The organism is Streptomyces ipomoeae 91-03 (assembly GCF_000317595.1).
GTDB classification, from domain to species: Bacteria; Actinomycetota; Actinomycetes; order Streptomycetales; family Streptomycetaceae; genus Streptomyces; species Streptomyces ipomoeae.
Map to the genome: position 1 here is coordinate 1 of NZ_AEJC01000169.1, position 10,346 is coordinate 10,346.

At 69.7% G+C, this 10,346-nt stretch carries 11 protein-coding genes and 2 pseudogenes; 5 read left to right on the forward strand and 8 right to left on the reverse strand.

Annotation, left to right across the window (positions count from 1 at the left end):
• Window positions 1-236: 236 nt before the first annotated feature.
• A complete protein-coding gene (locus tag STRIP9103_RS10890) occupies window positions 237-1,007 on the forward strand; it encodes an IS5/IS1182 family transposase (protein WP_009307918.1) in 771 nt (256 codons plus the stop codon).
• A gap of 123 nt (window positions 1,008-1,130) precedes the next feature.
• On the opposite strand, the gene STRIP9103_RS10895 is transcribed toward STRIP9103_RS10890, so the two are convergent.
• Together STRIP9103_RS10895 and STRIP9103_RS10900 are read right to left on the reverse strand one after the other, a co-directional pair.
• Window positions 1,131-1,742 (reverse strand): hypothetical protein, encoded by a 612-nt coding sequence (locus tag STRIP9103_RS10895; RefSeq protein WP_048820075.1) that lies wholly within the window; start codon window positions 1,740-1,742, stop codon window positions 1,131-1,133.
• A gap of 78 nt (window positions 1,743-1,820) precedes the next feature.
• Window positions 1,821-2,063 (reverse strand): hypothetical protein, encoded by a 243-nt coding sequence (locus STRIP9103_RS10900; RefSeq protein ID WP_234022172.1) that lies wholly within the window; start codon window positions 2,061-2,063, stop codon window positions 1,821-1,823.
• On the opposite strand from STRIP9103_RS10900, the gene STRIP9103_RS10905 reads away from it, so the two are divergent.
• Complete coding sequence (locus STRIP9103_RS10905; protein WP_009307921.1) at window positions 2,062-2,583, forward strand: DUF6262 family protein; 522 nt, start codon at window positions 2,062-2,064, stop codon at window positions 2,581-2,583. The two genes, STRIP9103_RS10900 and STRIP9103_RS10905, sit on opposite strands and share 2 nt — an antisense overlap.
• An 8-nt stretch (window positions 2,584-2,591) precedes the next feature.
• Here STRIP9103_RS10905 and STRIP9103_RS51395 read toward each other — a convergent pair.
• Both STRIP9103_RS51395 and STRIP9103_RS10915 read right to left on the reverse strand, forming a co-directional pair.
• Window positions 2,592-2,747, reverse strand: a pseudogene (locus tag STRIP9103_RS51395) (phosphotyrosine protein phosphatase); the annotation flags it as partial.
• A gap of 342 nt (window positions 2,748-3,089) precedes the next feature.
• A complete protein-coding gene (locus STRIP9103_RS10915) occupies window positions 3,090-3,584 on the reverse strand; it encodes a hypothetical protein (RefSeq protein ID WP_009307915.1) in 495 nt (164 codons plus the stop codon).
• A 139-nt stretch (window positions 3,585-3,723) separates the two neighbouring features.
• On the opposite strand from STRIP9103_RS10915, the pseudogene STRIP9103_RS10920 reads away from it, so the two are divergent.
• Window positions 3,724-5,124 (forward strand): annotated as a pseudogene (locus tag STRIP9103_RS10920) (SMI1/KNR4 family protein).
• Window positions 5,121-5,822, forward strand: coding sequence for a hypothetical protein (locus tag STRIP9103_RS10925; RefSeq protein ID WP_199790530.1), 702 nt, complete (start codon window positions 5,121-5,123; stop codon window positions 5,820-5,822). The pseudogene STRIP9103_RS10920 and the gene STRIP9103_RS10925 overlap by 4 nt, the downstream one beginning before the upstream one ends.
• Window positions 5,823-6,237: 415 nt before the next feature.
• On the opposite strand, the gene STRIP9103_RS53070 is transcribed toward STRIP9103_RS10925, so the two are convergent.
• Complete coding sequence (locus STRIP9103_RS53070; RefSeq protein ID WP_324605657.1) at window positions 6,238-6,639, reverse strand: hypothetical protein; 402 nt, start codon at window positions 6,637-6,639, stop codon at window positions 6,238-6,240.
• Window positions 6,599-7,834 carry a M48 family metallopeptidase gene (locus tag STRIP9103_RS10930; protein ID WP_009307919.1) on the reverse strand — a complete coding sequence of 412 codons (1,236 nt, stop codon included), beginning with the start codon at window positions 7,832-7,834 and terminating at the stop codon, window positions 6,599-6,601. Before STRIP9103_RS10930 ends, STRIP9103_RS53070 begins: the two co-directional genes overlap by 41 nt.
• A 178-nt stretch (window positions 7,835-8,012) precedes the next feature.
• On the opposite strand from STRIP9103_RS10930, the gene STRIP9103_RS49845 reads away from it, so the two are divergent.
• Complete coding sequence (locus STRIP9103_RS49845) at window positions 8,013-8,168, forward strand: hypothetical protein (RefSeq protein WP_009307914.1); 156 nt, start codon at window positions 8,013-8,015, stop codon at window positions 8,166-8,168.
• 536 nt (window positions 8,169-8,704) lie between these two features.
• On the opposite strand, the gene STRIP9103_RS48325 is transcribed toward STRIP9103_RS49845, so the two are convergent.
• Window positions 8,705-9,501 (reverse strand): IS5 family transposase gene (locus tag STRIP9103_RS48325; RefSeq protein ID WP_411572397.1). Its coding sequence is split into 2 segments (ribosomal slippage): window positions 8,705-9,163 and window positions 9,166-9,501, totalling 795 coding nucleotides; the frame shifts between segments, so codons are not numbered across the junction.
• Between the two features lie 57 nt (window positions 9,502-9,558).
• The coding region (locus STRIP9103_RS46235; RefSeq protein WP_199790532.1) for an IS5 family transposase at window positions 9,559-10,346 on the reverse strand (788 nt) is incomplete at its 5' end.

A 10,346-nucleotide genomic window follows, 5' to 3' on the forward strand; every position in this document is an offset into this window, starting at 1 on the left:
CCGATTCGAAGCTGGCTGCGTTCACCTGCCCGAGTCGTCATCTGCTCGCCGCAATCGTCAGCGGTGCTTTCGGGTGCTGGGCGGCCTGCGATGCCAGTCCGCACCCTCCCTGAGCCATCGGGGGACCGGAGAGGACCGAAGCCGTCACCGACCGCGTCGACCGATGCGGGTCAGTCGACGGTGGGTCGGCTAAGGGTTGTCCCGTAACTGCTGGTCACGGGTGAGATGATCTTGGTGTGGCTGGTGTGATCACGGCGTCGGAGCCGTCTTGGATAGCCCCGTTCACCGGGCTGAGTCCGCGTCAGTTCAGCAAGCTGATCACCGCCTTGCGGCGGGAGGGCGCGGATCCGGTCCGTAAGGGCCGGCCCTGGAGCCTGCCGCTGGAGGACCGGGTCCTGCTGGTCGCCGCGTACTGGCGCACGAACCTCACCCTGCGCCAGCTCGCCCTGTTGTTCGGGGTATCGAAGTCGGCGGCCGACCGCATTGTCGACCGCCTCGGGCCGTCGCTCGCGCTCCAGCAGCGCAAACGGTTCCGCAAGGACACCGTGCTGATCGCGGACGGAACCCTGGTGCCGACCCGCGACCACAGCATCGCCGAGCAGTCGAAGAACTACCGGTACTCCACCAACCACCAGGTCGTCATCGACGCCGACACCCGGCTCGTCGTCGCCGTCGGCCGGCCACTGCCGGGCAACCGCGACGATTGCAAGGCGTGGGAACTGTCCGGCGCAAAGGACGCCGTCGGAAAGACGACCGTGATCGCGGACGGCGGCTACCGGGGCACCGGCCTGGTCATCCCGCACCGCCGCGAACGCGGCCAGGCCGAACTCCCGGCCTGGCAGGAAGAGCACAACGCCTCCCACCGCAAGGTCCGCGCCCGCGTCGAGCACGTATTCGCCCGGATGAAGAGCTGGAAGATCCTGCGCGACTGCCGCCTGAAAGGCGACGGCGTCCACCACGCCATGCTCGGTATCGCCCGCCTGCACAACCTCACCCTCGCCGAGTGACGGGAAACGAGCAGGTCAACCAGCATGCCGTAGATCATTTACGGGACAGCCCTTAGGTCCGTACTTCGCGGGTGGCAGTCGATGGTGAATTCCGGCGGCAACGCGCAGTTGTCTGGCCCGGTGTTATTGGCGACCGTCTCGTTTTCGCTCGCTGCGCCGGAGTGCGCGGCGCTGCTTTCCCGGCAGGGTGGCGGCCAACTCGCCCACCAGGGAGACGTCGTGGCAGTCGCCGTCCTGGCTGCCCCGGCACCACCACACTGGTGGGCCGGCCGCGTCCGTTTCGCCCTGGTACCCGTCGTCGGCGGTCCCGGCGGGACGGGGATGCATTCCGATCTTGTGTTCCCAGCAGATCGGCCAGGCCTGCCAGAGCAGCTCGGTGATGGTCTCCTGCGCCGCATCCGCGACGACGGTCAGGACCGTTGTCGGATCGTCCGGCTCCGGCGGGTCGCCCTCCTCCACGTCGCACGCATTGACCGGGTTGCCGTGCCAACGGCCGTCCGGCATCGCCACGTAGACCTGATCCCTGTCGATCCCGCTCGGGGGCACAGGCTGCCAGGACGGGGCGACCATCAGTATCAGCGGGTCCTGGCCCGGCAGGGTCGCTGTCAGGTCGCGATTGACCACAGCGAGTGCAGCCTCCAGTTTCGGCCACTGGCCGGGCTCGGCTTGCCTGGGTTCCGGGAGATGCTGCCGGTCATGACCAGGGCCGAGGCTGAAATACGAGAATTGGTTCACCGGGGCATCGTTGCAGCCGTGCCGTCCTTCACCGGTGGCCGAGGGCGGAATCAGCTCCCTGCTCCGGGGGCAGTTCGTTCAGGTCTGCGGCCGGCGGGGTTGTGTGGGTTCCAGGCCGAGGAGGTCGAGCAGGTGGAGCTGGATGCCGCGGGTGATGGCGATGACGGCCGGGTCAGTGGCGCTGGTGACCCGTAGTCGCAGGTCGGACAGGTGGTAGAGGATCATCCGGCCGGTGGGAGGCACCCTCTGGCTGCCCGGATACAGACCGTGCATCTTCTGGTCGCCCCCGAGTGCCCGGCGTCCGTCCCCGGGAGTACGCATGACGACGATGCGCCAAGGCCGCCAGGACGGCACCGACCGCCGACGCCAGCGGGTGGCCGGCGCCCTCAAGTCCGCGGCCCGGAACGGCTCGCCCATCAGTGTCTCCGGGATCGCCCGGCAGGCCGGGGTGGACCGCACGTTCCTCTACCGTCACCGGGACCTGCTCGCCCTGGTCCATGCCGCTGAAGTCGAGCCCGCCGCGCAGGATCCGGCAGGCGCCACGCCTGTTAGCCGTTCCTCGCTCCAGGCCGACCTCGCCAACGCGCAGGCACGCAACGCCCGGCTCGTCGCCCACGTCCAGCAGCTGGAGAAGCGTCTGTCCGAGGCGCTGGGGGAACAGGTCTGGCGGGAGTCCGGCCTCGGTGCTCCCGCTGATGTCGAGGAACTTCAGCGGACGATCACACGCCTGGAACAGCAGACCGTTGACCTCAAGGCGGTCCTGGAGGAGCGCGAAGGCGAACTGGAGGCTGCCCGGGGAGCTGATCGACAGCTGACCAGGGCCCTGCACCAGCACGAGTGACCGGGCCGTCAGCCGGGCGCCACTTCCGAGATCAGCACCCGGACGCGGGTCTCGATCGTGTCGCGGATGGGGCATACGGCCTCGACGCCCTGCCCGGCCGGGTCGTCGAGTTGCCAGTCGAGGTACCGCTTGCCGGGGAAGACGGGGCAGGTGTCGGCCGGGCCGCCCCGGGCCGCGGGGTCCCTGAGTACCCTCCGCTCAGCCGGCGTTGAACGCCTCGCACGACGTTCGAGCCCCTCTCCGGAGGCCCTTTCGAGGGTCGGCCGCTCTGACGGAGAGGATGGCCGTCCCCCGTTCGTGGACACGACAGTGCCGCCGTCTCCCATCGAGATCCGTGACCACGTGATCACCGGATGCCTCCAGAACCGGTCGCCGAACGCTGTTCCTGGAGATCAACGAAGCCAGCCGTCCTCGGGGTGGGCTGCGCAGACGAATCCGGCATGGGGTCGACATGCCACCCGCCTCGCGGCAAGCGGCTGACAAGAACGATCAGCGGCGGCGCGGCCTCACAGTGACATCCAGCAGTAGAGCCGCTCACCGGCCTCGTGAGCCCGTCTGGAAAGAAGGAAGAGTTCCTCGGCCAGTGGCTGCGTTTCCTCGAGGCTCGCTCCTTGGAGTTCCTCCGCCTGTACCCATCTGGTGACGACCGCTGGAACTTCGGAGTCCCGTACTCCGGCCAGTGTGTCCCTTACCAGGGGATGGAGTTCCGACACCCACGGTCCCGTCGCCCACGGGTCGTCCTCAGACTCGGGGCCGTCCGGACCCGGTTCCGGGGAGGTCGGCCACACGGTCGTCTGCTCCACCAGGTCCACCCGCCACTCCGTCCGGCGGATGGCGGCGACCAGCTGCCCCAGGACGACGACCGGATCCACGCGCTTGGCGTCGACTCCGTCGAACACCGGGGGTTCCGCGTGGAGCGGGGATCCGCCGTCCGTCTCCTCCAGCGACTGCACCACCGCTGCGGCGTTCGGTGCGCGGAAGTAGTCGGTCAGAACACCCATCGCTCTTCTCCCGGTCTCCGTGTCTCGGGAGGCAGTAGATCAGACGGAGCGGCAGTGTCAGTGGCCGGTCTTAGGATCGCGTCGCACACAGTGATCAGAAGTGCTGCCGGCCAACCAACCGACCGAGCGGAGAGCGCCATTGTCCTCGATACATGACTTCGCGACCTGGGAGCCGCTGCTGCGGCTGGTGCGGGATTCCCACGCGGAGCAGCTTGCCGCGCCGGGTGGTTGCTTCACGGGCCAGATCAGTCTCGGCAGTTGGACCCTGCCCGCGCAACAGCCGCGCCCAGTGCCAGGGCGAGCCCTGCAAGTGGCAGACATGCAGGACCAGTTCACCGCCGTGGAACGGGTCCAGGCCGCCCTCAGGGCCGACGGCGCGAGCGGCGTTTCGTACATGGTCGAGACGGCGCCGGACGGGAAGACCGTGCTCCATGTCATCGACGCGGGGCCCGCCGTGGAGCATGGCGTCAGGAGTCCTTTCGTGGGAGCCCTGCTCCTGGTCGAGGGCGCCGTTCCCGAGCCCTGACGGCGCCTGCCCGAGGAGTTCCCGGGGGCGGCGCCGGCGCCGTCGGCGGACCTGGCGCTGCTGGAGCGGACCCTTCGCGAGCGGCTCCCCGACGCCATCGGTGCCACCGAGGAGGAGATAGCCGCAGCGGAGGCGCGCCTCGGTGTCACGCTGCCCGACGAGCTCAAGGCCCTCTACCGCGTCACCCGTGCGCGGTGGCAGGACTGGAGCGGCGACTACGCGGCGCAGGAACGCGTCGGCAAAGCGGTCGGCTGTGAGCTCTTTCCCCTGGACGGGCTCTACATCGCGGACGCCCGGTCCCGTCCCTGCCCTTGGCAGTTCGCCGCCAAGGACGCGGTCGTCACCGCACCGGACGCCGCCGTGCAGGGACTCGTCGGCTCGCCCGGCTGGATCGCCTTCGGCGACAACGGCGGCGGCGACCGGCTGGCCCTCGACCTGACACCGGGTCCGGGCGGACACGCCGGGCAGGTCATCATGATCGACCACGAGCGGAGCATCGGGGCCGCACTGCGCGCCGACTCCCTCACCGACATGGTGGTCAACCACCGCGACGACTGGCGCTCGGACGACGACTGGGACCGTCCGCCGGTGGTGGCCCAGGTGAGCACCCACAGCCCGGGCGGCATGGTTGCCGCCGCCCGGCCCGAGCTGGAGGTGCTCCGGATCGGTGGTCGCAAGGGCGAGCCGGTCGGCCTCGCCCCGGTCGCCGGCCTCCCCCGCCTGCGGACACTCACCGCCTCCCCGGGCACGCTGGCCGATCCCCTGGAGATCACCGGGCTGACGGGTCTGGAGTACCTGAGCCTCGGCCCCGAGGAGTGGCGCGTCCTGCTCGACGCGGGCGCCGTCCCCCGGAGCCTGTCGGCCGCCGCCATCGATGTGCAGGGCGAACAGCACCCGTTGCCGGTCCTCGATCTCGCCAACGAGCTCCTGGCCCTGTGGGACCGCCCCCTGATCACCCGGACCGTCCTCGAAGGCGACCTGGACACCGACCGGACGGCCGGGGGCACCCGGTGAGCGACGGCGCGGTGGAGGAGATGTGGGCGCCGCTGCCCGCGTACAGGGTCGAGACCGGTACCGAACCGCTGGACCGGCCGGCCCGGAACTCGGTGGGCGGGTGGCCTTACTTCGACGACGACCAGGAGTGGCCGCGTTGCTTCTGCGGCGAGCGGATGGCCCTGTTCTTCCAACTGGACCTGCCGGACGACATCGAGTTCTTCGGCGGAGAACACCTGTCGGTCTTCCACTGCGCCCACCACAACGACGCGTCCGACCCGGTGACGGCCGACGGCCGCCTCGTGCCCCGGTTCTGGGAGGCTCAGCAGCCGCCGTTCCCGGGCTCGTTCTGGCGGGTGCTGCTCCAGCGTGACCCGGGGGTGCCGGAAGCGGAGCCCGAACCGGCCGTGCGCGCCCTGCCCCTGACCGTGCGGCCCTTCGTGGACGCGCACAGGCCGTTCGACGTGCATTTCAAGGTGGGTGGTACGGCGGCCTGGGCGCAGTCGCCCGAGCGGTACCGGTGCGCGTGCGGCACGGAGATGGCGTTCCTCTGTCAGGTACCCGAGTACCAGGAGTTCGGCGTCCACCCCGGGGCCCCGGTGCAGCCCTACAGCATCCGGGACGACGCCTACCTCCTGTTCCTCGGCAACGAGGTCTACCTGCTGGCCTGCCCGGCGCGTTGCGATCCGGCGGCCGTCTTTCCGGTGAACCAGCACTGACGCCGGGTCGCCGGGGCGCGTGCCGAAAGCAGATCCTGACCATGGGACGATCTTGGTTCGCGGCACATGGAGATCTGACGGACGAACCATGGGCTGTGCTGGAAGCGTCGTTGCCGAGGGGCGAGAAGTCCGGCCGGCCGCGCCCAGTCAGACGGTGGTGAACCGCAGCTCCGGGCGCTCCCACGCGACCTTCGGCGGCGACGGGGCGACCCCGCTCAGGAGCTCAAGATCACCCCGTGGCGGGTTTCTGACGTATCTGGGAACCTCGGGGAACGTGGGCACGCTCACTTCGGCGGCAGCCGTTCAGCGTCGCGATCTCGCCTTCCAGCCGCTTCGCCCTGCGGATGACGTAGTCGCCGCGCAGGAACTTGAACACGTCGAAACAGCAGCATGCCGCCAAGGATGTAGAGGCCGGTCACGGGGCGAGCACCAGCTTTCGCAGGGATTCGGTGTCGGGCTGGTCCGCGACGGCCGCGTCCAGGGCCAGGCCGAGCTGGTCCTCGAAGCCGTCGGCGGGATAGCGCAGGGTGGCTGAGTCGGACCAGGACAGCTGCCAGCGTGCGGCGCCGCGGGCCGTCAGTTCCATGGTGACCAGCTGGTTCAGGGCCCGCCGCAGCGCCAGGCGGGAGAACGCGCGGGCCGCGCTGCCGGTCGCGGCCGCCGCCTGCTCGGACTTCGGGAACTGGTCGGCGATCCGCCAGCGCACGGCCGGGTCGGCGTCGATCGCGTCGAGCAGAGCCTGGAGGTCGGGGCCCGCGCCCTCGGCGGAGAGGGCCTCACGGATGTCCTCCGTGCCCTGGGCGACGTACAAGGTCATCGATTCGTGGACCAGGTCCTCCCAGTCCACCCGCTTGAGCGCGAGCGCCTCCGGGGTGAGGACGGCCTGTTCCAGCGCGGCCAGCACCGCGTCCGGGTCGGCCAGCAGCTCCAGAGCGGGCCGCGCTGCCTGTCGGCCGCGGCCGTCGTCGGGCAGGGCCTCGATCCGGGCCACCCGCTCGGCGAGCGAGGGGTGGGAGTCGTACGGGGAGGCGGGCTCGGTCGACAGCTCCCGGCGCAGTCCTCCAGCTCGCCGAGCGGCGTCGAGAGTCGGCGCAGCCGCGAAGACCTCGCCTGGCCGGGGCAGCAGACGGCGCCGACGCCGAGGGTGCGTACGAGCTCATGTAGAACGCGTGCGCCGAGCCGAGGGCATTGACCTCGCGCAGCGCGGACGCGGCGGAGTCGCGTCCGGCGACCCGGACCGAGGCCAGGTCGGCGGCGAGCTCCTGGCGGCGGGAGGTGGTGAGCGTGGCGCGCATGTAGAAGTTGCCGTACGCCGTGTAGATCTTGGCCATGCCGCGGTACGTAGCACCCAGGCCCGGGGTGTCGACCATCAGGGTCTTCTTGCCCTTGGCCGCCCGCTTGGCGGCCTTCTTCTCCTGCCTCTCGCGCTCCTTGGCCTGCTTGTTGTCGGAGCGCTCGTGGAAGTGGGCGACGGTGCGTATCAGTTGGGCGCGACCACGGGCGATCAGCGGGGTGAGGAGGGTGTCGAAGTTGGCGTAGTGGCCCATCTCGTGTGCGAGTACGGCGCGCAGCTGCATCTCGTCCAGGCCCATCATCAGCGGCAGGCCGAGGTAGAGGCGACGGGCACCGGGCCGCAGGCCCAGCAGCGAGGAGCCCTCGCTGACGGCCGCGTTCACGTGCTCGGTCAGCACGATCTCGTCGGGCGCTCGCGTGCCGACCTGGCGTGCGACATCGCGCATGGCCTCCCACAGCGCGGGCTCCTGGGCCTCGCTGACGGTGACGGTGATGCCGGCCGGAGGCTCGGCCTTGGGGGTGCGCAGCATGAACAGGCCGCGCACGACCGGGATCGCGAGGACGACGGAGAAGACGACGATGCTGTCGGCGGTGGCGTGCGGCCCGCTCCTGATGGCGGCGTAGTCGATGCCGGCCAGGACTGCCAGCAGGACGACGCCCAGCAGGTAGAAGCCCGCGAGCAGGACGAGGGCGCGCAGAGCGCGCAGCGAAGCGCCCATATGTATAGATCCCCCCCCCCCGGGATGAAGTGCGGTGCGGATCCGCATCATGCGGCCCCAGGGGCGCTTACGGCAACTTGATCGGCGGGCCGTTCCCCCTGGTGGCGCCCTGTGCGGCGGGGACGCCCCGGCAGGCCGGGCGAACCTACCGCCTGGGCGCGACCGGCAGGTTGGGGCGGTGCCCCGCCGGAGTGTCTCCTCGTCCGTCGTCCTCCAGGGCCCGGCCCCGGTGGTCGCCCGGATGCTCGGCTATAACGACGACACGGCAGCCCGTCTCGCCGAAGAGGCCGGAGGAACCTGGCGCCACTATGCCCCCGGCGACCGCTCACAGTGACCACTAGCCCTCAGCAGCTGAGGAATACGCGGCTCCCGATTGCGCGAGGTCGCCAGTTTCATGCCCCTCCGTCACTGTGAACGAGGCCAAGAGCGCCGCTGGGTGCGGCTGCCAGGGCTGAAAATGCCTCCACCGGGATGGCGCTGTCGCTCGATTCAGCGATGACGCCACACCTGTTGTGTCCGGTAGCGTCAGTCACACCGGCGCTGAGCTGCACCGAGTTGTGGAACTCCGCCTCGCGCCACACCACTTGCCCCAGAGAACTCCTGCCCGTCGGGCAAGGCCAGCGTGATCTCGGCCGCAACGGGCCCGGCCGCCGACTGGTATCCGGCCGTGCCGCTCACCTACCGCGCTCCAGACTCCAGCTCCCGCGCCCGGCCGCGCAGGGCCACTCGGTCGCCGGGCCCCGCACTGTCCGTCGCCCAGTACGGATGCCACCACACCTGCACCGACAGCCTCAGCAGACGCCGCCGCAGAACCGTCGTCGCGCCGCGTCGGGCGGGATCGGCGAGCGCCTGAGCGCCTTAGACGTCGTCTCATTTGGCGAGTCTGCGGAAGCAGATGAGGCTGCAGGCAATGGCGGTGAAGGCCAAGAAGTGCTCGGCCTTGCGTTCGTAGCGGCGGTGCAAACGTCGGCAGCCGCCCAGCCAGGACATCGTGCGCTCGATCGTCCAGCGATGCCGGCCCAGTCGGGTCGAGGACTCGATGCCCTTGCGGGCGATGCGGTGGCGGATGCCTCGCTTGCGCAGCCATCGGCGCAGGTGGTCGTAGTCGTAGCCCTTGTCCGCATGCAGCTTGGCGGGCCGTCGTCTGCGCGGGCCGAGGCGGGAGCGGATCGGCGGGATGCCGCGCACGAGCGGCTCGAGTGCCTGGCTGTCGTGCAGGTTCGCGCCGGAGATCCCGATCGAGAGGGGTAAACCGGTCCGCTCGGTGATCAAGTGGATCTTCGAGCCCTTCTTGCCCCGGTCCACCGGATTCGGACCTGTCAGGTCCCCCCTTTCAGGGCCCGCATGTTCACCGAGTCGATCGCACATCGCGACCAGTCCAGCTCTCCGCGCGAGCCCAACTCGTCGAGGATGAGGCGGTGAAGCTTCGCCCAGACCCGGGCGGCACTCCACTCGGTGAAGCGCCGGTGCGCGGTCGGTCCTGAAGGGCCGAAGACCGGTGGTAGCTGCCGCCAGGTGCAGCCCGTCGTGGCCACGAAGATGATCGCGGCGAGCACCTCGCGATCCCCGTACCGGCGCCGGCCACCGCCCTGCGGCCTCAATGGAGCAGATGGAACAACCCGCTGGAACAGCTCCCACAACTCATCCGGCACCATGCGTTCGACCATCACCACACGGTGCAGACTACCTCGCGCTCCAAATGAGACGACGTCTAAGACCGTGTCCTACGTGGTGAGGCGGACGAGGCGCTTGTAGCAGCACAAGGCCGCGGCGAGACCGAGAAAGGCCAGGTAGTTGCGGGGATTACGTTCGTAGCGGGGGCTGAGTCTGCGGTAGCCGGACAGCCACGACATCGTTCTTTCGATCACCCACCTGCGGCGGCCCAGCCGTTCGCTGGACTCGATGCCTTTGCGGGCGATCCGGACTCCGATGCGCTTGCCGTGTAACCATTTCCGCAGGTCCGGTCGATCGTAGGCTTTGTCCGTGTGGAGGCGCTGAGGCTTGAAGTACCGGCCGCGATGGGGGTCGTGTCTCGTTTGGTGACCCGCCACCATCGGCTTCAGACCTTCGCTGTCGTGGGTGTTGCCGGCCGAGACGCCGACGACCAGGGGCAGTCCGTTCGCGTCCGACAGGATGTGCATCTTGGAACCCGGCTTGCCCCGGTCCACGGGGCTCGGACCTGTGTGTTCGCCCCCTTTTTTAGCCCTGACGTGGGCGGTGTCGAGGACTACACGGGTCACCTCGACCAGGCCGGCGTCGTCGAGCCGGTGCAGCACAGCCTCGTGCAATCGGCCCCAGACGCCGGCTCTGGACCAGATCAGGAAGCGGCGGTGAGCGGTCGACTTCGATATGCCGAAGCAGGGCGGCAGAGCCCGCCAGGCACAACCGCTGACCAGCACGTAGATGATCGCCGCGAACAGCGTCTCATCAGGCGTGTCCTGTGTACCGCCGCCCTGTGGCCGCACCTTCGACGGCGGGATCAGCGGCTTCGCGATCTCCCACAGCCCATCCG